Source organism: Enterobacter sp. 198, from assembly GCF_009025585.1.
Taxonomy (GTDB): domain Bacteria; phylum Pseudomonadota; class Gammaproteobacteria; order Enterobacterales; family Enterobacteriaceae; genus Enterobacter; species Enterobacter ludwigii.
Window position 1 is genome coordinate 172,678 of sequence record NZ_WCIM01000019.1, and the last position, 22,924, is coordinate 195,601.

Annotated in this window: 23 protein-coding genes; 9 read left to right on the top strand and 14 right to left on the bottom strand. The window is 52.9% G+C overall.

The annotated features are described in order from the left end of the window. The first annotated feature begins 65 nt into the window (after positions 1 to 65). The 5 genes from pgpB to yciH all read left to right on the top strand — a co-directional run bounded on the left by pgpB (position 66) and on the right by yciH (position 3,715). Positions 66 to 833 carry a phosphatidylglycerophosphatase B gene (pgpB, locus tag F8561_RS10905; protein WP_151887441.1) on the top strand — a complete coding sequence of 256 codons (768 nt, stop codon included), beginning with the start codon at positions 66 to 68 and terminating at the stop codon, positions 831 to 833. Between the two features lie 148 nt (positions 834 to 981). Beyond that, on the top strand, positions 982 to 1,290 hold the full coding sequence (locus F8561_RS10910) for a LapA family protein (RefSeq protein WP_013096374.1): 309 nt from the start codon (positions 982 to 984) through the stop codon (positions 1,288 to 1,290). 6 nt (positions 1,291 to 1,296) lie between these two features. Then, entirely contained in the window at positions 1,297 to 2,466 is a 1,170-nt protein-coding gene (lapB, locus tag F8561_RS10915; RefSeq protein WP_014170367.1) for a lipopolysaccharide assembly protein LapB, read from the top strand. 185 nt (positions 2,467 to 2,651) lie between these two features. Beyond that, positions 2,652 to 3,389, top strand: coding sequence for an orotidine-5'-phosphate decarboxylase (pyrF, locus tag F8561_RS10920; protein ID WP_113656343.1), 738 nt, complete (start codon positions 2,652 to 2,654; stop codon positions 3,387 to 3,389). Then, positions 3,389 to 3,715, top strand: a complete 327-nt coding sequence (yciH, locus tag F8561_RS10925) for a stress response translation initiation inhibitor YciH (protein ID WP_014170365.1) — start codon at positions 3,389 to 3,391, stop codon at positions 3,713 to 3,715. Before pyrF ends, yciH begins: the two co-directional genes overlap by 1 nt. A 104-nt stretch (positions 3,716 to 3,819) precedes the next feature. On the opposite strand, the gene osmB is transcribed toward yciH, so the two are convergent. From osmB to F8561_RS10940, 3 genes are all read right to left on the bottom strand, one after another. Beyond that, entirely contained in the window at positions 3,820 to 4,038 is a 219-nt protein-coding gene (gene osmB / locus F8561_RS10930) for an osmotically-inducible lipoprotein OsmB (RefSeq protein ID WP_008501216.1), read from the bottom strand. A 263-nt stretch (positions 4,039 to 4,301) separates the two neighbouring features. Further along, on the bottom strand, positions 4,302 to 5,054 hold the full coding sequence (locus F8561_RS10935) for a DNA-binding transcriptional regulator YciT (protein WP_020882444.1): 753 nt from the start codon (positions 5,052 to 5,054) through the stop codon (positions 4,302 to 4,304). Positions 5,055 to 5,097: 43 nt separating this feature from the next. Beyond that, positions 5,098 to 5,280, bottom strand: a complete 183-nt coding sequence (locus tag F8561_RS10940) for a hypothetical protein (RefSeq protein WP_025204000.1) — start codon at positions 5,278 to 5,280, stop codon at positions 5,098 to 5,100. A gap of 192 nt (positions 5,281 to 5,472) precedes the next feature. Here F8561_RS10940 and F8561_RS10945 point away from each other — a divergent pair, with 192 nt between their 5' ends. Next, the gene (locus F8561_RS10945; protein ID WP_014170362.1) at positions 5,473 to 6,339 is read left to right on the top strand and encodes a crotonase/enoyl-CoA hydratase family protein; all 867 of its coding nucleotides are present in this window, start codon (positions 5,473 to 5,475) and stop codon (positions 6,337 to 6,339) included. Here the strand turns inward: F8561_RS10945 and pdeR are convergent. From pdeR to fabI, 4 genes are all read right to left on the bottom strand, one after another. Continuing rightward, positions 6,336 to 8,327, bottom strand: coding sequence for a cyclic di-GMP phosphodiesterase (pdeR, locus tag F8561_RS10950; RefSeq protein ID WP_014170361.1), 1,992 nt, complete (start codon positions 8,325 to 8,327; stop codon positions 6,336 to 6,338). The genes F8561_RS10945 and pdeR overlap by 4 nt on opposite strands. Positions 8,328 to 8,651: 324 nt before the next feature. Continuing rightward, positions 8,652 to 10,586 (bottom strand): exoribonuclease II, encoded by a 1,935-nt coding sequence (locus tag F8561_RS10955; protein ID WP_059306770.1) that lies wholly within the window; start codon positions 10,584 to 10,586, stop codon positions 8,652 to 8,654. A gap of 88 nt (positions 10,587 to 10,674) precedes the next feature. Next, positions 10,675 to 11,661 (bottom strand): CMD domain-containing protein, encoded by a 987-nt coding sequence (locus F8561_RS10960; protein WP_014170359.1) that lies wholly within the window; start codon positions 11,659 to 11,661, stop codon positions 10,675 to 10,677. Positions 11,662 to 11,817: 156 nt separating this feature from the next. Further along, on the bottom strand, positions 11,818 to 12,606 hold the full coding sequence (gene fabI / locus F8561_RS10965; protein ID WP_020882447.1) for an enoyl-ACP reductase FabI: 789 nt from the start codon (positions 12,604 to 12,606) through the stop codon (positions 11,818 to 11,820). A gap of 317 nt (positions 12,607 to 12,923) precedes the next feature. Between fabI and F8561_RS10970 the strand changes: the two genes are divergently transcribed. Then, positions 12,924 to 13,817, top strand: a complete 894-nt coding sequence (locus tag F8561_RS10970; protein WP_014170357.1) for a helix-turn-helix domain-containing protein — start codon at positions 12,924 to 12,926, stop codon at positions 13,815 to 13,817. Positions 13,818 to 14,055: 238 nt separating this feature from the next. Beyond that, positions 14,056 to 15,405: a GGDEF domain-containing protein gene (locus F8561_RS10975; RefSeq protein ID WP_134178752.1), complete on the top strand. Its 1,350-nt coding sequence runs from the start codon at positions 14,056 to 14,058 to the stop codon at positions 15,403 to 15,405. Between the two features lie 52 nt (positions 15,406 to 15,457). Here the strand turns inward: F8561_RS10975 and F8561_RS10980 are convergent, their stop codons facing one another. Further along, a complete protein-coding gene (locus tag F8561_RS10980; RefSeq protein ID WP_151887442.1) occupies positions 15,458 to 16,282 on the bottom strand; it encodes a helix-turn-helix domain-containing protein in 825 nt (274 codons plus the stop codon). Positions 16,283 to 16,354: 72 nt separating this feature from the next. Next, positions 16,355 to 16,750 carry a RidA family protein gene (locus F8561_RS10985; protein ID WP_020882451.1) on the bottom strand — a complete coding sequence of 132 codons (396 nt, stop codon included), beginning with the start codon at positions 16,748 to 16,750 and terminating at the stop codon, positions 16,355 to 16,357. 132 nt (positions 16,751 to 16,882) lie between these two features. On the opposite strand from F8561_RS10985, the gene F8561_RS10990 reads away from it, so the two are divergent. Continuing rightward, entirely contained in the window at positions 16,883 to 17,473 is a 591-nt protein-coding gene (locus F8561_RS10990) for a TetR/AcrR family transcriptional regulator (protein ID WP_047356763.1), read from the top strand. A 146-nt stretch (positions 17,474 to 17,619) separates the two neighbouring features. Here F8561_RS10990 and sapF read toward each other — a convergent pair whose 3' ends face one another. From sapF to sapA, 5 genes are read right to left on the bottom strand one after another with little or no spacing between them, the layout of a single operon-like run. Next, a complete protein-coding gene (gene sapF / locus F8561_RS10995) occupies positions 17,620 to 18,426 on the bottom strand; it encodes a putrescine export ABC transporter ATP-binding protein SapF (protein WP_014170351.1) in 807 nt (268 codons plus the stop codon). A gap of 1 nt (position 18,427) precedes the next feature. Then, positions 18,428 to 19,420 carry a putrescine export ABC transporter ATP-binding protein SapD gene (gene sapD / locus F8561_RS11000; protein ID WP_014170350.1) on the bottom strand — a complete coding sequence of 331 codons (993 nt, stop codon included), beginning with the start codon at positions 19,418 to 19,420 and terminating at the stop codon, positions 18,428 to 18,430. Beyond that, positions 19,420 to 20,310, bottom strand: coding sequence for a putrescine export ABC transporter permease SapC (gene sapC, locus F8561_RS11005; protein ID WP_014170349.1), 891 nt, complete (start codon positions 20,308 to 20,310; stop codon positions 19,420 to 19,422). The genes sapD and sapC overlap by 1 nt, the downstream gene beginning before the upstream one ends. Further along, positions 20,297 to 21,262, bottom strand: coding sequence for a putrescine export ABC transporter permease SapB (gene sapB, locus F8561_RS11010; protein ID WP_014170348.1), 966 nt, complete (start codon positions 21,260 to 21,262; stop codon positions 20,297 to 20,299). Before sapB ends, sapC begins: the two co-directional genes overlap by 14 nt. After that, positions 21,259 to 22,899 (bottom strand): ABC transporter substrate-binding protein SapA, encoded by a 1,641-nt coding sequence (sapA, locus tag F8561_RS11015; protein ID WP_020882454.1) that lies wholly within the window; start codon positions 22,897 to 22,899, stop codon positions 21,259 to 21,261. The genes sapB and sapA overlap by 4 nt, the downstream gene beginning before the upstream one ends. Positions 22,900 to 22,924: the final 25 nt, after the last annotated feature.

The window sequence follows — 22,924 nt, forward strand, 5'->3', positions numbered from 1 at the left end:
CGACATATCCACCCAACAGATGAATTTCAGTTATGATTGTGGTGCTTAGCGAAAAAGGAGAAGACATGCTTTCAATCGCCAGACGTACGGCAGCAGGTGCGGCCATTCTACTTATTATGCCGCTGGCCGTATGGGTCTCAGGCTGGATGTGGCAGCCGGGGCAGAACGCCACATGGCTGAAAACATTATACTGGATAACGGAGACGGTCACCCAGCCGTGGGGAATTATCACGCATGTGATCCTTTGCGCCTGGTTTCTGTGGTGTTTGCGCTTTCGTCTGCGTGCGGCGCTGATGCTCTTTGCGATACTCGGTGGGGCGATCCTCATCGGTCAGGGTGTGAAGTCCTGGGTTAAAGATCACGTCCAGGAGCCGCGTCCTTTTGTCGTCTGGCTGGAAAAAGCACACCATGTTCCGGTGGATGAGTTCTACAATTTAAAACGTAAAGATCGTGGTGCGCTGGTCAAAGAACAGCTTGCGGAACAGCAGGATATCCCGAAGTTCTTACGTAAACACTGGCAAAAAGAGACCGGGTTTGCTTTTCCTTCCGGCCATACCATGTTTGCCGCCAGTTGGGCGTTACTGGGAGTAGGGCTGCTTTGGCCACGGCGACGTACGGTCACGATCGCGATTTTACTAGTCTGGGCCACAGGGGTGATGGGCAGTCGTTTGCTGCTGGGGATGCACTGGCCGCTGGATTTGGTGGTGGCTACGCTGATCTCATGGCTGCTTGTGACGCTGGCAACATGGCTTGCTGAACGCATCTGCGGTCCGTTAACGCCACCGCCTGTCGAGGAAGAAGAGATCGCCGAAAGGGACCAAAGCGACGCCTGACGGTTGATATTCCGTGTTTTGCCCATAAATCCATGACTGGCGCGTCACTTTTTCCGTTTCGCGCACGTCACTAAAATGGTAGTTTATAAGGCTGATTGCGGTGAGTTGAACACACTTTATTCGCTTGAACCACATAACGGGAAGTAATGTGAAATATTTACTCATTTTCTTACTGGTATTGGCGATTTTTGTCATTTCAGTCACATTGGGTGCACAAAACGATCAACAGGTGACGTTTAACTATCTGCTGGCGCAGGGCGAGTATCGTGTATCGAGCCTTCTGGCGGTTTTATTCGCCGCGGGCTTTGCGATTGGCTGGCTGGTATGCGGTCTTTTCTGGTTGAAAGTTCGTGTTTCACTTGCACGCGCTGAACGTAAAATTAAACGACTCGAACATCAAATTGCGCCTGCGTCCGACATTCCGGAAAGCTCTGGTGTGCCGGTCGTCAAGGAATAATCGACTATGCTGGAGTTGTTGTTTCTGCTTTTGCCTGTAGCCGCAGCCTATGGCTGGTATATGGGCCGCAGAAGTGCGCAACAAACAAAACAGGATGAGGCTAACCGACTCTCCCGCGACTACGTTGCTGGGGTGAACTTCCTCCTGAGCAATCAACAGGACAAAGCAGTAGACCTGTTCCTCGATATGCTCAAAGAGGATACGGGCACCGTTGAAGCGCATCTCACCCTGGGAAACCTGTTCCGCTCGCGCGGAGAGGTTGACCGCGCCATTCGTATTCACCAGACCCTTATGGAAAGCGCCTCGTTGACCTACGATCAACGCCTGCTGGCGGTACAACAGCTGGGCCGTGATTACATGGCGGCGGGGCTGTACGACCGTGCAGAAGACATGTTCTCGCAGCTGGTGGATGAAACGGATTTCCGCGTCAGTGCCTTGCAGCAGCTGCTGCAGATTTATCAGGCCACCAGTGACTGGCAGAAAGCCATTGATACGGCCGAGCGTCTGGTGAAGCTGGGCAAAGATAAGCAGCGAGTTGAGATAGCCCACTTCTACTGTGAACTGGCCCTTCAGCAAATGGGCAACGACGATATGGACAAAGCCATGGCGTTGCTTAAAAAGGGTGCCGCCGCTGACCGTAACAGCGCGCGTATCTCCATCATGATGGGGCGCGTCTTTATGGCGAACGGCGACTATGCCAAAGCTGTAGAGAGCCTGTTGCGGGTTATTGACCAGGATAAAGAGCTGGTCAGTGAAACCCTCGACATGCTGCAAACCTGCTATCAACAACTGGATAAGCAGGATGAATGGGTAGCGTTCCTGCGTCGTTGCGTGGAAGAGAACACCGGCGCGACTGCCGAACTGATGCTCTCGGACGTGGTTGAGCAGTATGAGGGCAGTGATACAGCGCAGGTCTATATTACGCGTCAGCTGCAGCGTCATCCGACCATGCGGGTATTCCATAAGCTGATGGACTACCACCTCAACGATGCAGAGGAAGGGCGCGCCAAAGAGAGCCTGATGGTACTGCGCGACATGGTAGGCGAGCAGGTACGAAGCAAACCGCGCTATCGTTGCCAGAAGTGTGGGTTTACGGCGTATACGCTGTACTGGCACTGTCCTTCATGCCGGGCATGGTCGACCATCAAGCCAATCCGTGGCCTTGATGGGCAGTAATTTTTAAAAACGATCTATTTTAGTTACAACATACTGATAGGTTTTCAGAACCCATCGAGTCCGTGCGGTTTGCCGGCCAGGCAGGAGAGTAAATCGATCCTGTCAATTTGCAGCGCTGGCAGGTAGAATGCTCGCCGTTTATCTGTTCCGCGCCGCTGCGCGCCCATAGACGAAAAGGGCTGGTCATGACGTCTGTTACTTCCTCCGCTTCCCGCGTAATTACTGATTCTCCTGTTGTTGTTGCGCTTGATTACAATAAACGTGACGCGGCACTGGCCTTTGTCGACGGTATAGACCCTCGCGACTGCCGTCTGAAAGTTGGCAAAGAGATGTTCACGCTGTTTGGACCGCAAATCGTACGCGACCTGCAACAGCGCGGTTTTGACGTTTTCCTCGACCTTAAATTCCACGATATCCCGAATACCACCGCGCACGCCGTGGCTGCTGCTGCAGAACTGGGGGTGTGGATGGTCAATGTGCATGCATCGGGTGGGGCAAGAATGATGACCGCGGCCCGTGAAGCGCTCCTGCCGTTCGGCAGCGACGCACCGTTGCTGATTGCGGTTACCGTGCTGACCAGTATGGATGAGAGTGATTTACGCGATCTCGGCGTGACGTTGTCACCTGCTGAGTATGCAGAGCGTCTCGCGCGCCTGACGCAAAATTGCGGGCTTGATGGTGTCGTCTGTTCCGCGCAGGAAGCCGTGCGTTTCAAATCAGAACTGGGCCAGGCTTTCAAACTCGTTACCCCAGGTATCCGCCCGGTCGGCAGCGAGGCAGGCGATCAGCGTCGCATTATGACGCCTGAACAGGCGCTGGCGGCAGGGGTAGACTATATGGTCATTGGGCGTCCTGTGACGCAGTCTGCTAAGCCGTCAGAGACGCTCAAAGCGATCAATGCATCACTGAAAAAGGGGGCATAATGACTGATTCAAACAGTCGTCTGGTCTACTCAACAGAAAGTGGGCGTATAGACGAACCAAAAGCGAAAGCCGAGCGCCCGAAGGGGGACGGTATTGTTCGTATCCAGCGTCAAACCAGTGGGCGTAAAGGTAAGGGCGTATGCCTTATCTCCGGCATTGATCTTGACGACGCGGAACTGGTTAAGCTGGCCGCCGATCTGAAAAAGAAATGTGGCTGCGGTGGTGCCGTGAAAGACGGTATTATCGAAATCCAGGGCGATAAACGTGATTTAATTAAATCCCTGCTCGAAGCCAAAGGCATGAAAGTGAAACTGGCGGGCGGCTAAAATAGATGAGCCACGGCATTTGCCGTGGCTCTTTTTTTTACGTGCGTAAGTCAGACCTGAAATGCGTTCTAATATCGCAGTACCGGTGAAGGCTTATTTAATAATTATTTGCCGACCTGGTGACCGATAATACCACCGACAGCAGCGCCACCTAATGTACCCAGCGTACTACCATCTGTTAATACCGCACCGCCCAGAGCACCAGCACCGGCACCAATTGCGGTGTTGCGGTCACGTTTAGACCAGTTAGAGCAAGCGCTCAGGGACATTGCTACAGTGATTGCCAGAACAGCGGCGGCTAATTTTTTGCTGGTTAAGGTCATAATACTTTCTCCTGAATTATCGATTCACGGAAAGAGCTACGCTTTAAGTATAGACGAATTGAATACTTGAAAACTGTTTTCCGTGAAAGCTGGTCGCGCAGGCGTTACGTAATCACGCAGGTGATAGTCACTTCCTGTTATATCGCTAACATTAATTTTACGACTTTAAGGCGGGTTAAACAGGTAAAAACTCTTAAAGGAGGGTTAGGAATCATCTCAGACAGTAGGGACATAGGCGCCCGACATTCGGGCGCTTAAAGGACTCAGGACGACTTTTTAATAATATTGACGATAAGACCGTCATCTTCCAGTTTAATACGATGCTCATCGCTCAAACGTTCGTCGGTAATTACGCGGCTAAAGCGAGAGACTGGCCCCATGGTATAAGGGTGAACGGCGCCAAATTTTGAGCTATCAGTCAGCACAATGGCCTCACACTCTTTTTCCAGCACCGCATTCACCACATCAGAACGCATCATATCGCGGCCGGTGAAGCCCGTTTCTGGCTGCCAGCCATCAATACCAATAAAGGCCTTACTGAAATGGACCTGCTGAACATACTGGCGGGTCAGGGGGCCAACCATGCTTTCGCTTTTTTTCTGGTAAATGCCGCCCAGCAGGATCACCTCGCAGCGGGTCTCTTTGAGCAGGTGCGCGATATAGCTACTGACCGTGATGATAGTAACGTCTTTCTGTTCGGCAAGCGTACGCGCCAGTAAGGCATTGCTACTGCCGTTTTCGATAAACACCGTCTCGCCATTGTTGACTAAAGACGCGGCAAACTCCGCCAGCTCACGCTTCAGGGCGTAGTTGTTCATCATGCGCGTCTCAACGTCCTCGCTATCGAGCGGGACCGCATATCCATGCGCACGACGCAGGTAGCTCTGTTTCTCCAGCAGGTTAAGATCCTGGCGGATGGTGACTTCTGAAACGCCGGTGGTTTTAGCGAGATCGACTACGCTGACGCGTCCCTGGTCAATGACCATCTGCAAAATGATTTGTTGTCGGGAATTCATAGCATCCAATTAATAAAGCGAAACAGGTTCGAAAACAGCAGGATCAAACTTCCCACGGCGCTTTTGGCTGTCCGTTCTCAGGCGCGTTTTCAGCACCCTTCTGAGCAAGAAGTTCAGACTTCAGGATCTCCAGATTACGGATCGCCGAGTGATAATCGCCTGCCACCAGGATATCCAGCACGGTATCAATACGTTGTGCTACAGCTTGTGCATCAATAGTAGACATAATCTCACCCCAGGTGCGAAAAGGTAATATTTTCAATGATGCAGAAAATGGGATCAAAAGAGAAGGGAAAAAATGCAATAACTAAATTACATAAATGAAAGTGATAAATTTATTCCCCCACATGCTGCGGGCTTAATGAGTGGATTAGTCTAAAACTGCGCGCAAGGCGCTTTTTCTGTGAGGAATTAGACTATGACAGTTATCAACCAGCCTACCTGCACCCTGTTTACCGATACTGAACGTTTCACACAGTTGTCAGCCTACTACGAGGAAGAGCGGCACACCATCTGGATGATGCTGCGGGCGCAACCTCGTCCTTGTTTTAATCATGCGTTAATTGAGGAGATCATGAACCTCTCCTGGCTGGTTCGCCAGTCCGGGTATCTTGTCGATTTTTGGGTAACCGGGTCACTGGTTCCTGAAATGTATAATGCGGGAGGCGATTTACAGTTCTTCGTAGAGTGCATTCAAAATGGACGGCGTGAAGCGTTACGCGCGTATGCACGTGCCTGCGTCGACTGTGTCCACGCAGCGTCGCGGGGGTTTGATACGGGCGCGGTCTCTCTGGCAATGGTTGAAGGCAGCGCGCTAGGCGGTGGGTTTGAGGCTGCGCTGGCACACCATTTTGTTCTCTCTCAGCGCGATGCCCGTCTGGGCTTCCCGGAAATTGCCTTCAACCTGTTCCCGGGCATGGGGGCATATTCGCTGGTCGCACGTCGGGCAGGGATGAAACTGGCGGAAGAACTCATCTACAAGGGGGAGTCGCATACGGCAGAATGGTACGAACAGCATGGATTGGTCGATGTGCTGTTTGAGCCCGGGCAGAGCTACGTCTCCGTCAGAACCTTCATCGACACGCTGCGGCCGAAGCTGAACGGGGTAAGGGCGATGTTGCGCGCCCGAACCCGGGTACTGCAACTGCCGCGCAGTGAACTGATGGATATCACGGAAGACTGGGTTGATGCGGCGTTCTGCCTCGAGCCAAAAGATATCGCCTATATGGAGCGTCTGGTGATGCTGCAAAACCGCCATCATGGGGCGTTACGCAAAGCCAGTTAACGTTGTTTTCGCGACTGATATCGCTTTAGCCATCGCTCGAATGCGGCAGCGGGCATCGGCTTAGCGAAGAGAAAGCCCTGCCGTTCGTTGACGCCGTTCTTGGTCAGAAAGGCGTCTTCTTTCGCGCTCTCGACCCCTTCAGCAATGACCTGCAGGTTTAATGCCTGTGCCACCGCGACGATGGCCCGCACCAGAGACTGGGAGATCGATTGTTTATGAATATCCCTGACGAAGGATTGATCGAGTTTAATGGCGTCGATAGGGAACCGCGCCAGCTGCGACAGAGACGAGTAGCCGGTGCCGAAATCATCAAGATGAATTTGCGCGCCAAGTTTGCTGAACTGCTGGATCACAGAGAGCGCCAGCTCTTCGTTTTCGATAAGGCAGCTTTCCGTGAGTTCAACGTCGATAGGGCAGTATTCAAAATCCAGATCCTTCAGCGCCTGCTTTAAATCGCTGAAAATGGTCTGGTCGGCCAGCTGACGTGCGGAGACGTTGACCGCCACGCGCAGGTTAATCCCCTTATCGCGCCATTTAGCCACCTGGCGCACCACATCAAGCATCACCCAGCGGCCCAGCGGGACAATCAATCCCGACTCCTCGGCATAAGAAATAAACTCCAGCGGAGGGATTAAACCGCGTTCCGGCGACTGCCAGCGCACCAGCGCTTCAAGACTTCGGATTTCACCCCGCCAGGTAATTTTAGGCTGGTAGTGAATCAGAAGTTGATCGTTATCCAGCGCTTTACGCAGGTTGGTATCCAGCCAGAGATATTCAAATACGCGCTGGTTCATCTCGGGTGAGAAGACGCAGAACTTGCCCCGGCCATTCTCTTTCGCCGTGTACATGGCGGTATCGGCATTACGGATGACGCTTTCCCTGTCGTTACCGTGCTGCGGGGCGAGGGCGATACCGAGCGAGCAACCGGTGTAAATTTCTATCAGGCCGATTCTGAACGGCTGGCGCAGACGGGTTAAGATGCGCGACGCCATGGCTTCCAGAGCGCCCTGAGAGGTATCTGTGGCCATGACAATAAACTCATCGCCGCCAAGTCGCGCCAGCACCTGACCGTCATCCAGACAGCTCAGAATGGCCAGAGCGACAGCCTGCAACAGCTGGTCGCCAAACATATGCCCGTAGGCATCGTTGACCTTTTTAAAGTTATCCAGGTCGAGATACACCACGCCGACCTGCGTTTCACCGCGGCTGGCGATGGCATCAGAAATCAGTTCGTGGATCGCGTTACGGTTTGGCAAACCGGTGATGGTGTCGGTATTGGCCAGCACGCGCAGACGCTCCTGGGCGCGGCGCTCCTCGGTAATGTCGGTGCCGGAACAGATAAGGAAAATTTCATTTTTGCCGCTGCCACTATGAACAAACTTGTTTCTGAACAAAAACAGCCGTTGCCCTTTACGCGTTTTGATCCAGCGTTCGACCTCGTAGGAGCTGCCGTTGCGAAAAAAACCGGTGATATTGCGCTTTGAAGCTGCCGCTTCGCTCCGGCTCATAAACAGCTTGAACACGTTCTGGCCAATAACTTCTTGTTCTTTCAGACCGGTATATTCTTCACTCAGCCGGTTAAAACGCTGAATATTGCCGTTATGATCGAGAATAACGATGACGGAGTTGGCTTCAGAGACAACCTGTTCAGCAAAAGAGAGGCCCTGAGCCAGGTCACGAGCCACGGAGGGCGTATCGTTCCACGCTGACGCGGTGCCGGCCCATTCATTACGGGTTATTTTGCGCCCCACAAGATGAACCGGGACATCTTCGCCGTACAACGAGAGCGTCATGGAGATGCTGGAGGTAATGACGGTTAACTGGCGGATAAGTTCGGCTTGTTCATCATCCAGCGCCACCACCTCAGTCACATCGGCATTTTCGCTGGCGGCAAGGTGCAGAGCATTGCTGTCAGCTGTCATTCGCCACCAGGGGCTATGCGTACCCATGTAACGAAACAGCAAATTCTGCTCCAGATCGTCCATCATGTTTTCTCCCGCAGCTGCTCATTAGCGCACAAATCATTCATTTGCCGTCGACTTTTCCGTTGTGAAACAGCGGCAACCCCAAAATGAACGTCGTGTTTTTTCCCGGTTTTCTTATAAAAAACGCGTCTGGCGAAAAAGGGTATTTATTGTATAAAAATTCACGTAACCGAATATAACGGCACTCTTTTACTGTAGATAATTATGGCAATTTTGGGCGGGAAGACGCTGAAAATAGTACGAAAAAATAATGATTTTGCGGCGGGGGTTCAAAAGAAAAATTGTCGGCGCTTCCCGAAGGGAAACGGCCGACAATTTAAGCGGTTATCAGGCGACTGGGCGCGCGATAACGCTGCGGGTTTCCATGCGAACTTCAGCGATGTGTACGTCAATCACGTCTGTGACTTTGTAAACTGTTTCACCTTTGATTTGCACGGTACCATTTTCCTGGCTGCAGACCAGTTCGTCACGGACGGCATGCAGGAATGGGGCAGGGATAAAGGCGACGGCACCGTTATCCACCAGGCGAACGCGCATACCGCCCCGGCTGATATCAATGATTTCTGCGGCGAAGCGAGTATCTGTACCCGCTTTATCCTGCAGGTAGCGTGCGTACAGCCAGTCTCCCACGTCACGTTCCGCCATACGGTTCAGGCGACGTCGTTCGGCCATCTGCAGGGTGGTGTCATTTTGCGGACGCGCAATGGACTCACCCTTAATGATCGCCTTCAGTAGACGGTGGTTGACCATGTCGCCATACTTACGAATAGGTGACGTCCAGGTCGCGTAGGCTTCCAGGCCGAGGCCAAAGTGTGGACCCGGCTCGGTGCTGATTTCAGCAAAGGACTGGAAACGACGGATGCGGCTGTCGAGGAAACCGGATGGCTGTGCATCCAGCTCGCGGCGCAGCTTACAGAAGCCCTGCAGCGTCAGCACTTCTTCCGGGTCAACGTGCACATCGTGGTTCTTCAGCAGGGCCGCCAGCGCTTCGGTATTGGCCGGATCAAAACCGGTGTGGACGTTGTAAATACCAAAGCCCAGCTTGTCACGCAGGACGCGAGCGGCACAAATGTTGGCAGAAATCATCGCTTCTTCAACAATGCGGTTCGCAATGCGACGCGGTTCGGCCACGATATTCAGCACTTCGCCTTTCTCACCCAGCACAAAGCGATAGTCCGGACGATCCTTAAAGACCAGCGCATGGGTTTTACGCCACTCGCCGCGGTTCAGACAAATGCGGTGCAGCAGGCGGATCTGTGCGGCAATCGCGTCTGATTCCGGTTTCCAGGTGCCGGTATTCTCAAGCCAGTCGGAAACATTGTCATACGCCAGCTTGGCTTTCGATTCGATGGTTGCGGCAAAAAATTCAATATCGTCTTCGATCCCACCATCGGCGGCGATGGTCATGCGGCAGGCAAGGACCGGACGCACTTCATTTGGACGCAGTGAGCAGAGGTCATCTGACAGTTCGCGCGGCAACATGGGGATGTTGAAGCCCGGCAGGTAGTTAGTGAACGATCGGACTTTTGCCATATCGTCCAGCTTGCTGCCTTCAACGATCCAGGCGGTGGGATCGGCAATGGCGACGGTCAAATGCAATTTGCCATCAGCGCTCTCTTCCGCATACAGCGCATCATCCATATCTTCTGTGCTGGCGCTGTCGATAGTGACAAACTCCAGGGCAGTGAGGTCGCGACGCGTCAGGCCTTCGTCCTGCATTTCAGTCGCTACGCCGTCTGGCGCTTCTTTCTCAAGATTATGGCGTGCAAGCGTCACCCACCATGGCACGAAATGGTCGTCGCCAAAGGTGATGAACTGGGTCAGTTCAGCATAAAAGCCACGATCGCCTTTCAGAGGATGACGGCGCATTTCTGCTACGGCCCAGTCACCTTCTTTGAAATCATGCTCAACACCACGGGCGGCGCGGCAAGGAATGGCATCTTTCAGCAGGGGATGATCCGGCACGATAGAAAGACGATCGTCTTTTCGCTGGACCTTGCCCACGAAGCGGGTCAGGAACGGTTCGATCAGTTCTTCCGGCTCGGCGGACTCTCGTTCCTTTTCGGTATGAATGACGGCCGTAATGCGGTCGCCATGCATCACTTTCTTCATTTGCGGTGGCGGAATGAAGTAGCTTTTCTGCGCATCAACTTCAAGGAAGCCAAAGCCCTTTTCCGTGGCTTTTACGACCCCTTCTGCACGCGGCGTCTGGGAATGCAGTTGCTGTTTAAGCTGCGCTAGCAGCGGGTTGTCCTGAAACATAATGTTCTATTTTCGTAGCCATTGAGCGGCTGACAGTTTTACGCGATTCTCACTGTCACAGCAAGCGGTCTTTGGGTAATTAGTATGGTTATTCCCCTTTGCCAAACGCGACTTTCAGGCGTTCAAGCCAGCCATCCATCGCGCTCCGGGTGAGCAGTTTTATCGCCCGTACCGCAGGCAGTCCTTGTTCAGTGAGCGGGGTGAACTGTGCGGCACTGAAGCGGTCCGGAGAACGCGTCAACAAGTCGATTGCCGCCGAAAGCGCCGGCGAATCAAGAGAAATATCATCATGGCTGTTTACCAGGATCTCACCCGTCAGGTCGAGCAGGATGGGCTCATGGCTGAGTACCGGCGTCAGCGCTTCAAGGGCGGGTTCGGCCTGCCAGCGGGAAAGCGATTCAAGCTGATGCGCGCTGGCATAACGCAGTTCAACGACAGGTAAAAGCGCCACCCAGGACTCAGGAGCAGCTGGCAGCGTGTGCGGCTGAATATGATGGCCGGGCAGCCAGCGTACAGGATGCCCCAGCAGGGCCTGAAAGACGGCCACCACGCGTGCCTGAAAACCGATAAAGCCGATAATCTGATTAATAAGCACCATGTCGTAGGTTGTCAGGCCCACTTCATCAAGCTGCTGCTGTGCTTTATCATCGATGACATCAGGTGAGCTGGCGAGCTGACGGGCGTACTGGGTGATTTGTGCCAGGCGGCGGTTACTTTCGCGTGAGGAGTCAGGGCCGGGAAGCGGGGCGAGGAGGGCGGCATAGTGGTTACACAACCGTTGGACGCCACAGGCCTGCGCGACCGTTAATGCAGTACTCAATCTGTCGTAGGCGCTGAGCGTATGCAGCCGGTTAACGGAGATTGAGAGCGGAAACAACAGGTGGCATAAGGTTCTGGCAGGGGTGAGCCAGCCAGTACAGGCGGCGACAATCTCGTCAGGCAGGGCTAAATCGAGCAAAAAACGATCGTCGACGTTAGCGGCTTCGGGCACCAGAGGCAGAACATCCGTCTGCGCGTGGTTTGACTGGGTTTCGTGGTACCAGTGGCCTTTGCCGGAAAAACGGCGTTGTTCCATGGGCGTTCCTTGATCTCAAAATGGCGATCAATATCCTGGCGTAAGGCAGATGTGGGGAAAAATATTGTTAGGTGATAACAAATAGCTGAACGGAATAACGAAGGGGTCGGGCGGAGGAAGGAAAACTCTCTTCCCGTGAGGGAAGAGAGTCACAGCTTATTTAATTTCCAGCTCGTTCATTGCAGCGATGTTGAAGCCGCCGTCAACGTGAACCACTTCGCCGGAGATACCCGCGGAAAGGTCAGAGCACAGGAACGCTGCAGAGTTACCCACATCTTCAATGGTAACGGTACGACGAATCGGCGTAACCGCTTCGCAGTGCGCCAGCATTTTACGGAAATCTTTGATACCGGAAGCAGCCAGGGTACGGATTGGACCCGCAGAGATAGCGTTCACACGCACACCTTCTGGACCCATCGCGTTCGCCATGTAGCGGACGTTTGCTTCCAGAGACGCTTTAGCCAGACCCATAACGTTGTAGTTAGGGATAGCACGTTCTGCGCCCAGATAGGACAGGGTCAGCAGAGCTGCGCCTGGGTTCAGCATCGCACGGCAAGATTTAGCCATTGCCACGAAGCTGTAGGAGCTGATGTCGTGAGCGATTTTGAAACCATCACGGGTTACCGCGTTCACGTAGTCGCCGTCCAGCTGATCGCCAGGAGCGAAGCCGATGGAGTGAACGAAACCGTCGAATTTCGGCCATGCTTTTGCCAGTTCAGCAAACATGCCATCGATGCTTTCGTCTTGTGCAACGTCGCATTCCAGAACAAGGCTGGAACCCAGCTGCGCGGCAAACTCTTCTACACGGCCTTTCAGCTTGTCGTTCTGGTAGGTGAACGCCAGCTCAGCGCCTTCGCGATGCATAGCCTGTGCGATGCCGTATGCGATGGACAGTTTGCTGGCAACGCCAGTTACCAGAATGCGCTTACCGGAAAGAAAACCCATAGATTTAATCCTTATATTCATTGCTTATTTTTTGCCTTGTAAATCATAGCATTACAGGCAACATTTCAAAGTCATTCGAAATTAGCTCGAAATTATATCCCACTCAGTGCCCCTTGTGTCACGCTATTTCTCGCTCAAAGCCCGTGACGTATGTCATGGAAGGGGGTGAGCGAACGCGTTATCACGCTGTTTCACAGGCATCCGTCCATTATATCACTGCGCGACCAGTTCGCCTCATCCAACCAGAAGCGGGCGTTTTTGCGCAAAATGATCCGTTCAGAGGATTTTACGTATTACAATCCAGTTAGAGTCAAAACATGAAAGAAATCATTAACAAACACGTTATAGACTGGGTTGAAGATAATATTTTATCTCTGGAGCATATCGATCGGCTGGTCGTAAAAACGGGTTACAGCAGAAGGACGCTCGAAATCTGGTTTAAACACCAATTCCACCAGTCGCTGGGTGAGTATATGCTCAGGAGACGAATGAGCTATGCCGCGTCTTTATTAAGGATGACGTCGCTGCCGGTGACCGAAATTGCTCACATTTTTCAGTATCATAGCGGACAGGGGTTTGCCCGTGCGTTTAAGAAATTGACCGGGAAAACACCGTCTCAATATCGAAGCGATGAAATATGGGACTTCCAGCGTTACCATCCTTCACTGTTATTAGAAGGGCTCCGTAAACCTGACGTGAAGATATGTCGGCTGGCGCGGACGTTTTCCTATAACGATACCCTGACGGAATATGATCATATTTTTAATCCTGCGATACAGGATGTGACCAAAAGACTGAGAAAACTTTTGCTTGATCATCGTGGGGAGGTAAAAGAAATCGCCATCAGGGGACGGCGTCCAGAAGGCCTGGATAAAAGCCGGGAAAACATGGCTGAAGTCATAATTGATTATCTGTCACCGGATAATACGTCGCACCAAAAACAGGAATATCATTTTTCCGGTAAATATGCCGTTATGCGGTATGACGGTAGCTGGTGCGCCTACGGTAAGCTCAGCAAAAAGAACTATTTTTATAACCGCTATAGACACCAGAATCTCGCCGTTCCTGCCTCTCATGTGGCAGGCCAGACGGAGCTGGCAACGAGCCTTGCGCTTTCGGAATCGGTTTATCAGACGTTTCAGAACAATAAGCGGCTGTATGTAGACTTCAATAGCCACGGCGATGTGGTGAATGTCAGCACATGGCGCTAGCGTTGCCTCTGGCCTTGCCGGTAAGGGTGATCTCACTGGTGAGTAAAGCGCAGTAGGAAATATCCCGGTTCGGTACGACATCGACCGGGATAATCCACTTCAACAGACTGAGGTCGGTTAACTGAAGCATCTGAAAAGAGGGTGGCAAGCCTGACCGGTTTGCCCCTCGATGTTAAGCAGAGAATGGTGTAAATCGCTCTGCCGTTTCACGTCTTTTATTTATGCGGTATTAATGAACATGAATAACATTACGTTGGCTGAGAAAATGATCGTGCTGTCCGGTGCGCTGCTGTTTGCACTGATGATCGCGGTGAACTCCTTTTTTGTTAATGATAATCCAGGTTTCAGGGTACCCATGACAACCTATTTGATCGTCATGATTGCGCTATTTTTTCTGGATACCATTATCTCTATTTTTATCCAGATGCAGTATGCGTCTGACCGATCTCATTTATCCCTGTTAATCCTGAGCATGGCGTTTCTGAGCGGTCTCATCTATTTCATAGAAACGATTATCGTCATTCAGCTTCCTGAAGACGCAGGGTTAACCCATACGCTAAAAACTAACGATACGGCGGTATTTTATTTTTTCCGCCAGTTAAGTTTGATTTTTTTGCTGGGGCTTGCTGTATGGGTGGAGAAACACACGGCACGGCGACGGTTCACATTACGGAATAAGGTCTGGCTGGCGCTAATATCGTTAATCCCCCTGGTTATGTTCCCGGTGCTGGCCCATGCTTTGAGCAGCTACAATCCAACCTGGACATTAACGATAGCCGCGTATCGCCCCGATCAGTATCATCCTGTCTGGGATGTCCGCTACGTTAACGCTCTGATAGTTCTCTGGTCGGCCCTGGCCTGCTACATGACTTACGTGACACGCTTTTCATCTGGCGTCTGGAACAGCATCATCGTGGTGTGCCTTTCTGCGATCACCTATAACTTTTTCCTGCTCTTACTCGATACGTATAACCTGTCGCTCTGGTATATCAGCCGGGCGGTAGAAGTGTTCAGTAAACTATTTGTTATCTGTACCTTACTGTTACATGTCTTCAGCTTGCTGAGATTTTTTGGCGATCGGGTTAACCGCGATCCCCTTACGCAGATCTTCAACCGCAAGTATTTTTTTGAGGCACTTCAGCGGCTCCGCATGCTCAGAACAGAAAAGGGCACCAGCATTATGATGCTGGATATCGATAACTTTAAGACCATTAATGACACCTGGGGACATCCTGTGGGGGACCGCGTCATTCTGGCGGTCGTGGATATTATTAAAGACAGTATTCGTGATAATGACGTCTTTGCCAGACTGGGAGGTGAAGAGTTTGGCCTGCTGTTGCCCGACACGGACAGGAGTATGGCCGTAGCCGTCGCAGAACGTATTCGCAAGAATGTTGAGCAACGCACCGGGCAGGGTAACCTGTACGCGGTGCCCCTGACGGTAACGTTAAGTATTGGCGTGTGCTCAGCCATTCAGGAAAACGTCAACAGTAGCGATATCATTCGTGATGTGGATGAAGCACTGTATGAGGCCAAGCACGGTGGTAAAAACAGAACCGTGTGCAGACAGGCCGCAGGGTCGGTCTGAACCGGCGTTGCGCGCCTCCCGCGGTGTGATTTACGCGCAAGAAAAAACGGGGTTATAACACAGGGATGTAAATATCAAAGTTAACGCACTCATCGCTGCAGGCGTTAAAACGCATTAAATGAATGCCATCGCGCAGCGTCAGGCGGTTCGTCACCATTGCCTTAACAAACGCAATTTTGTTATAGGCGCTATAACATTCCCAGCTGCCTTCAAAGGACATTTTTGCATATTTTCCGGTAAGTAAAAGTGTGTCTTTCTTTGTTGTTTTAGTGCTGTCTAAACAATATGAAATTAAGACTTCTACCAGATAGGAACGGCTTTTACCCAGACGTTCTGGTCGGCGCGGCACTATGGCAAGCTGTTGGATCCGATCGCGATTCTCAAGCAGGAGTTTTTTGATTTTTTTAGTGACATCGTGCACCGCTGTATCAAAAAGATGATCGTGCTCTATAATCTCATGGGTATACGGAAAAATCTCATTGAGTTCACAGAGTGTTATTTTGGGTGTTTGAAGATCGTCTAATAAAAATGAGGGCTGAAGGATATCAAAATCCCACTCTTTTGCATTTCTGTATTCAGAAGGGGTGAGTCCCGTCATCTTTTTAAAGGCTCTTGAAAACCCCTGGCTGCTTTGGTAGTGAAATAAATAAGCAATGTCCGTAACGGGAAGCGACGTCATTCTGAGCATGATGGCCGCAAGGCTCAGCCTTCTCCTTAGGATGTACTCACCTAAAGAGAGGTGATATTTCTCTTTAAACCATGTTTCGATGGTTCTTCTGCTATACCCGGTATCTTTAACCAGTTGATCAATATGTAAAATAGAAAAGTTATTTTCCTCTACCCAGGTGAGAATATATTTACTAATACTTTCTTTCATTCGATATCTACAGCGTGTGGCGTCATGACGTAATTAATAAATTGCCGGTGGGGCTTATGCCAAATACTCGCGTTATTGCGGTGGGATTCTGGCAATGACCTTAATTTCAAAATCAAAGCCCGCAAGCCAGTTTACCCCCACAGCCGTCCAGTTCGGATAAGGGGGGCGGGGGAACGCTAATTTTTTGGCTTCCATGATGGTTGAAAACTGATTTTCAGGATCGGTATGAAACGTCGTCACGTCGATCACATCATCAAACGTACATCCCGCGGCAGAAAGCGTAGCCTGGAGATTATCAAAAGCCAGTTGTACCTGAGCGCCGAAATCCGTTTCAGGTGTGCCGTCGCTGCGGCTTCCAACCTGGCCTGAGACAAATAACAGATCGCCAGAGCGAATGGCAGCAGAATAGCCATGTTCTTCATAGAGGGCATGACGATTAGCGGGAAATACAGGTTCACGTGGGTGCATGGCATTTCCTTTTCGATTGGGGGTATTGTTGAGATCACGCGGTCGTATTAACATACGGGGCGTATGTCAAAATCTAAACCACATACGCCACGTATGTCAAACGGAAAAACACAACGTAACCAAGGACGTCTTATGGCTGCAAAAAGCCGTGCCGAAACGGCCCAGGAAAATCGCGAAAAAATGATTCAGGCAGGGCGCAAAGCTTTTGCCGAGAAAGGCTATGCCGCAGCCTCCATGGATGAGTTGACCGCAAGCGTGGGGTTAACACGTGGAGCGCTATACCATAATTTCACTGACAAGAAAGGCTTGCTGGCTGCGGTGGTCGCCCAGATAGACAGCGAAATGGCACGAAAGGCGAAGGCAATTGCCGCCAGCGCCGAGAATGACTGGGAGCGACTACTGGCCGAAGGCGTCGCTTACATCAAAATGGCGCTCGATCCGGAAGTGCAGCGTATTGTACTGCGTGATGGTCCGGCTGTTCTGGGGGACCCGGCCCACTGGCCCAGCCAGAATAGCTGCCTGGAATCTACCCGTCAGACCATAGAAAAAATGATTGAATGCAAGGTCCTGAAAGACATGGATGCAAACGTCGCTGCGCAGCTGTTAAATGGCGCTGCGCTCAATGCTGCACTGTTGATAGCCGCCAGTGACGATCCGCAGAAGACGTTGCCACATGCGATTGAGGTGTTTGTCCTGCTTGCAAGCGGGTTACGCCATCAGTGAAAGGAAAGGGTTAACGCGCGCGAGCTGCTATTAAACCCTTAAAGGAATGGGTGTGCCGGGGGCATTTTTTCGGATAAGGGGCGTTAAAACGCCGCGAGGATTTCGCGTGTGGTGAGCGTTGTTAATCCGCCCCTTGCACCAACGCGCTAGCGATCTTTTCTCCACGCGTCCGCAGTTAATGCTTCACCGAAATGGCCGGCAATCAATCGCTTAGTCAGTTCATGAAGCGGAGAGGCCATAACATCTGCGGTACTGCCACGTTCAACAACCTCACCCTGATGCATGACCATCACCTGGTCGCTGATGTGTTTCATCATCCCCAGATGTTGGGTCACGTAGATATACGAGATACCCTGTTTTTCCTGTAATTCGAGCATCAGGTTAATTAACTGCGACCGCATCGACATATCCAGCGAGGCGAGCGCTTCGTCGGCGATAATCACTTTCGGGCGCAATATCAGCGCACGCGCGAGCCCAAGACGCTGTTTCTGGCCGGGGGCGAGCATGTGCGGGTAATAGCTCTCGTGATCGGGCAGCAGCCCAACCATCCGCAGGGTTTCAAAAACGCGTTTGCGTCGCGCTTCTGGCTCGAGATCGGTATTCAGACGCAGCGGAAAATCGAGGATTTGCGAAATACGCTGACGCGGGTTGAGCGATGTCGACGGATCCTGGAAGATCATGCGGATACGCTGGCTGCGGAAAGAGTAATCGCCGAATTCCAGCGGATGGTCATCTATCAGCACTTCGCCGCCGGAGGGTTCGACCATGCCTGCCAGCATCTTCGCCAGCGTGGATTTACCGGAACCGTTCTCACCGATGATCGCCAGCGTCTGTTTTTCGCGCAGGGTAAAGCTGAGCGGCTTCACGGCTTCAACGGTCTGACGATGGAACAGCCCGGTACGGTAGCGAAAGGTCTTACTCAGGTTACGGACTTCCAGTAAGGTTTCGACCATTTCACTCTCTCTCCATGTTCAGCGGGAAATGACAGGCATATAGATGATTTTTAGCCCCTGTCAGGCGTGGCGTCTCAATACATTTACGCTGCGCATACGGGCACCGCGGCCCCAGACGACAGCCAATCGGCAAGGACTCCAGTAGCGGGATAGCCCCGGGCAGGGTATTCAGGCGACTCTTGTGCGGCATGGCGCTGCCAAAATCTGGAATGGCGCGGATCAGCGCCTGCGTATACGGATGATGCGGCGCGGTGATGAGGTCTTCACTCGGGGCGGTTTCGACCGTCTGCCCGCAGTACATCACATCAATCTTATCAGCCCATTTGCTGAGCATTTGCAGGTCGTGACTGATTAACAAAATGGTGGTGTTGTTGTTCTGGTTCAGACGCGTCAGCAGGCGGAAAATCTGCGCCTGCGTGGTCGGTTCCATCGCGTTGGTCGGTTCATCCGCAATCAGCAGACGCGGCTGATTGGCCAGCGCGATGGCAATCATCACTTTCTGACACTCACCGTCGGTCAGTTCGTACGGAAAACTGCGCATGGCATCTTTATGATCTTTGATCCCGACGCGGTGCAACAGCTCAATAGCACGACGCTTACGCCAGCCAAACCGTTGCCACCAGCGGCCTTTATAGGTCCATCCGGGAATGTTCTGCATCAGCTGTTTGCCCACGCGCTCGGACGGGTCAAGACAGGATTGCGGCTCCTGGAAAATCATTGATACGTTATGGCCGACCAGCTTGCGACGCTCGCGGGGAGAGAGGCGTTGTAGGTCGATATCATCAAAACGCATACGGTCAGCGGTGACGCGCCAGTTATCCTTCGCCACACCACAGATGGCTTTGGCGATCAGGCTTTTCCCTGAACCGGATTCACCCACCAGCCCGCGAATTTCCCCCTCAGCAAGGGTGATACTGATGCGATCGACGGCTTTCACCCAGCCTTCACCGGTTTTGAACTCGATGGTCAGGTTGCGAATATCAAGAAGCGGCATTATTGCACCCCCGCATTAATTGCACGGCGTATACCATCGCCCAGCAGGTTGACAAGCAGCACACTCACCATAATGGCTGCGCCCGGTAACATGACTGTCCACGGCGCAACGTAGATAAGCTCGAGCGCGTCACCGAGCATCGCGCCCCATTCAGGCGACGGCAGCTGCGCGCCGAGATCGAGAAAACCGAGCGCCGCGATGTCCAGAATCGCCATCGACAGGGCGCGGGTGATCTCCGTGACCAGCCCGGCAGCGATGTTCGGCAGTACGGCAAACCAAAGGATGTTTAAGGTTGTTGCACCGTCCAGGCGAGCTGCGACGACATACTCTTTTTCCAGTTCGTCATGCACCATGCTGTATACCGAACGCACGATGCGAGGGAGGATCGCCAGCCAGACCGCGAACATGGCATGCGACAGGTGTGGCCCGACAAACGCCACCACAATGATGGCCAGCAGCAGGGACGGAATAGAGAGCAGGGTGTCGAGAATGTGGTTCAGTGCCGCCGAGCGCAGGCCATGCGTCGACCCGGCAAAGATGCCGAGCGCCAGACCGCAGATGGTGGCAGCAAACGTCACCACAAATGCACCGCCGACCGTCGGCGCCGCGCCGCTCAACAGGCGGCTCAATACGTCACGCCCGAGGTCGTCCGTACCGAGGAAGAAAGAGACCTCACCGTAGCGCGACCAGGATGGGGGCAGCAGCTGATAGCCAAGGAACTGCTGATCAATACCATAGGGCGCAAACCAGGAGCCAAAAACGCAGAGCAACACCAGCCCGGCGAAGCCATAAAGGCCAATCATTGCCGTGGTGTCACCATAGAATTTACGCCACACGGTACGCAGCGCACCGGGCGTGCGCTTTTCACTGTATACGTTATCGTAGGGCATACCATTCCTTATGCTTCAACGGGTTGGCCATAGCACCCAAAATATCGGAAATCACGTTAACAATAATCACCAGAGAGCCAATCACCATGACGCCCGCCGAAATGGCGGCGTAGTCCTGCTGGCGGATAGCGTTGATCAACCATCGTCCCAGCCCCGGCCAGCTGAAGACCATTTCGGTAATCATCGCCAGGGTGAGCATGGTGGAAAACTGAAGCCCCAGTCGCGGGATAACAGGCGGCAGGGCGTTATGCAGCACATTACGGCGCAAGATAGTCAGGCGCGATAAGCCGCGCGTGGCGGCCGCTTTGACATAGTTCTGATCAAACACCTCGATGGTGCTCAGGCGCATCAGGCGGATCACTTCGGTTGTCGGTGCCACCGCCAGCGTCAGTACCGGCAGGACCATATGGCGTACGGCGCTGACGATCATCTCATGTCGCCAGGCTGAATCAGACAGCCAGGCGTCAACGATAGCAAACCCGGTCACCGTTTTTACCGTATACAACAGGTCAAAACGGCCAGAAACCGGCAGCCAGCCCAGGTTGAGGGAGAAGAAAAGCGTCAGCAGCAGCGCCAGCCAGAAGATCGGGATCGAGAAGCCGAGCAGGGCGAGGGCGCTGATAAATTTATCCTGCCATTTGTTGCGATAAATCCCTGCCAGCATCCCTACCGGAATACCAACCATTAAGGCAAAACCGAATGCCAGAATGCACAGCTCCATTGTCGCCGGGAAAACCTCTTTCAGCTGCTCGGAGATGAGCTGTCCGTTGATGCTTGAAACACCGAAATCCCAGTGCAGCAGACCGTTAAACCAGAAGAGCCACGCATCCCACAGCGACGACCCCTGAAGCGGGGCGTGCGGGGTGAAATAGCTCAGACTGAAACCAACAAAGGTCAGGAAAAAGAGCGTCACCAACAGCAGCAGAAGGCGGCGCAAGGTAAAAATGATCATGGTTTTTTCACCTCTTGTTCTTTTTCGCGAGACACGCCAGCGAAGGAGGCGTTGCCGAACGGACTCAACACCAGGCCTTTAATATCATAGCGATAGGCCTGCAGGCGCAGGGACGAGGCCAGCGGTAGCACGGGCAGCTCTTCGGCAAGGATCTTCTGCGCTTCATCATAGGCGTCTATGCGTGACGCCAGCTGTTGGGACGCCAGCGCTTTTTGCAGCACGCCGTCAAATTCCCGGTTGCACCAGTGGGCGTAGTTGGTCTGGGAGTTAATCGCCGCACAGCTCAGCAACGGACGGAAGAAGCTGTCCGGGTCATTACTGTCGGTCGCCCAGCCTGTCAGGGTTAAATCATGGTTCATGTCCATCAGGCGCGCCTCCTGGAAACGACCCTCAACCGGCACGATGATCACTTTCACCCCCACCTGCGCCATATCTGCCTGCAACAGCTCGGCGGTCTTCAGCGGGCTTGGGTTCCAGGCCTGAGAGCTGGTCGGTACCCAGAGTTGCAGCGTCAGGTTTTCTGCCCCCAGCGCTTTCAGCTGTTCACGCGCTTTTGCCGGGTTGTATTCCGTAATTTTAGCTTCACTGTCATAGGCCCACGAGGCTCGTGGCAAAATAGAGGCGGCGGTTTCTGCCGTACCGTAATAGATCGACTGCATCAGACGCTGGTTATTGATGGCCAGCGCCAGCGCGTGGCGTACGGCAGGGTTGTTCAGCGGCGGCTTATCGGTATTAAACGCCAGATAGGCGATGTTCATGCCGGGGCGTAACGTCAGGCGCAAACGCGGATCGTCGCGCAAAATGGTGAGCTGGCTGGCAGCAGGCCACGCCAGCACGTCGCACTCCCCGGTCAGCAGTTTTGATAAACGCCCCGTCCCGCCAGAGCCAAGATCGACCACTACCTGTGGCATCAGCGGCGTGCCGCGCCAGAAATGCGCATGGCGCTGCAGGCGGATATATTGTCCGGAGCGATATTCGGCCAGCTGGAACGGACCGGTGCCGACTGGCTGACGGTCGATTAACTCCTGACGATCGATTTTGCTCAGGTTCGCGGCGTATTCAGCAGACATAACGGACGCATAGTGGGTGGCCAGGTGCCAGAGGAAAGAGGCATCCGGGCGCTTCAGCGAAAACTCCACCGTGCGGTTATCCAGCTTGCGAACGCTTTTAACGGTATCGGCAAACTGCAGGCTGTCGAAGTAGGGGAAATTGCTGCCGTTAACGTTATGCCACGGGTGATTACGGTTAAAGATACGCTGGAATGTAAAGACCACATCATCTGCATTCAGTTTGCGCGTTGGGGTAAACCAAGGCGTGTGCTGAAATGCGACATCATCGCGCAGGTGGAAACGGTAGGTCGCGCCGTTATCCAGGACTTCCCAGCTTTCGGCAAGCTCTGGCACCAGACGGTAGGTGTAGGGATCCACATCAAGCAGACGGTCATAGAGTTGCGCGGCAAGGGTATCCACAATCAGGCCGCTGCCCGCTTTTTGCGGGTTAAATGTATCAACCTGACCGCTTACGCAATAGACGAAGCCGCTGTCGCGAATATCAGGTTGCGTAGCGGGTTCGGGCGCAGCAAACGCCAGGCTGCTGAACAGACCAAGTGCAAAGAAGGACGATAAAACCAGACGCATAATTTTTAAGGTTTTTAGGTTCGAT

What these genes read in the sequence shown, in the direction of transcription:
- sapD (WP_014170350.1), bottom strand. Translation starts at nt 19,420, where the DNA reads ATGCCGCTTCTTGATATTCGCAACCTGACCATCGAGTTCAAAACCGGT.
- pdeR (WP_014170361.1), bottom strand. Translation starts at nt 8,327, where the DNA reads ATGATGGACGATCTGGAGCAGAATTTGCTGTTTCGTTACATGGGTACG.
- yciH (WP_014170365.1), top strand. Translation starts at nt 3,389, where the DNA reads ATGACTGATTCAAACAGTCGTCTGGTCTACTCAACAGAAAGTGGGCGT.
- osmB (WP_008501216.1), bottom strand. Translation starts at nt 4,038, where the DNA reads ATGACCTTAACCAGCAAAAAATTAGCCGCCGCTGTTCTGGCAATCACT.
- sapC (WP_014170349.1), bottom strand. Translation starts at nt 20,310, where the DNA reads ATGCCCTACGATAACGTATACAGTGAAAAGCGCACGCCCGGTGCGCTG.
- sapB (WP_014170348.1), bottom strand. Translation starts at nt 21,262, where the DNA reads ATGATCATTTTTACCTTGCGCCGCCTTCTGCTGCTGTTGGTGACGCTC.
- F8561_RS10975 (WP_134178752.1), top strand. Translation starts at nt 14,056, where the DNA reads ATGAATAACATTACGTTGGCTGAGAAAATGATCGTGCTGTCCGGTGCG.
- pyrF (WP_113656343.1), top strand. Translation starts at nt 2,652, where the DNA reads ATGACGTCTGTTACTTCCTCCGCTTCCCGCGTAATTACTGATTCTCCT.
- lapB (WP_014170367.1), top strand. Translation starts at nt 1,297, where the DNA reads ATGCTGGAGTTGTTGTTTCTGCTTTTGCCTGTAGCCGCAGCCTATGGC.
- sapF (WP_014170351.1), bottom strand. Translation starts at nt 18,426, where the DNA reads ATGGTCGAAACCTTACTGGAAGTCCGTAACCTGAGTAAGACCTTTCGC.
- F8561_RS10960 (WP_014170359.1), bottom strand. Translation starts at nt 11,661, where the DNA reads ATGGAACAACGCCGTTTTTCCGGCAAAGGCCACTGGTACCACGAAACC.
- F8561_RS10955 (WP_059306770.1), bottom strand. Translation starts at nt 10,586, where the DNA reads ATGTTTCAGGACAACCCGCTGCTAGCGCAGCTTAAACAGCAACTGCAT.
- F8561_RS10940 (WP_025204000.1), bottom strand. Translation starts at nt 5,280, where the DNA reads ATGTCTACTATTGATGCACAAGCTGTAGCACAACGTATTGATACCGTG.
- sapA (WP_020882454.1), bottom strand. Translation starts at nt 22,899, where the DNA reads ATGCGTCTGGTTTTATCGTCCTTCTTTGCACTTGGTCTGTTCAGCAGC.
- F8561_RS10945 (WP_014170362.1), top strand. Translation starts at nt 5,473, where the DNA reads ATGACAGTTATCAACCAGCCTACCTGCACCCTGTTTACCGATACTGAA.
- fabI (WP_020882447.1), bottom strand. Translation starts at nt 12,606, where the DNA reads ATGGGTTTTCTTTCCGGTAAGCGCATTCTGGTAACTGGCGTTGCCAGC.
- F8561_RS10985 (WP_020882451.1), bottom strand. Translation starts at nt 16,750, where the DNA reads ATGCACCCACGTGAACCTGTATTTCCCGCTAATCGTCATGCCCTCTAT.
- F8561_RS10970 (WP_014170357.1), top strand. Translation starts at nt 12,924, where the DNA reads ATGAAAGAAATCATTAACAAACACGTTATAGACTGGGTTGAAGATAAT.
- F8561_RS10990 (WP_047356763.1), top strand. Translation starts at nt 16,883, where the DNA reads ATGGCTGCAAAAAGCCGTGCCGAAACGGCCCAGGAAAATCGCGAAAAA.
- pgpB (WP_151887441.1), top strand. Translation starts at nt 66, where the DNA reads ATGCTTTCAATCGCCAGACGTACGGCAGCAGGTGCGGCCATTCTACTT.
- F8561_RS10980 (WP_151887442.1), bottom strand. Translation starts at nt 16,282, where the DNA reads ATGAAAGAAAGTATTAGTAAATATATTCTCACCTGGGTAGAGGAAAAT.
- F8561_RS10935 (WP_020882444.1), bottom strand. Translation starts at nt 5,054, where the DNA reads ATGAATTCCCGACAACAAATCATTTTGCAGATGGTCATTGACCAGGGA.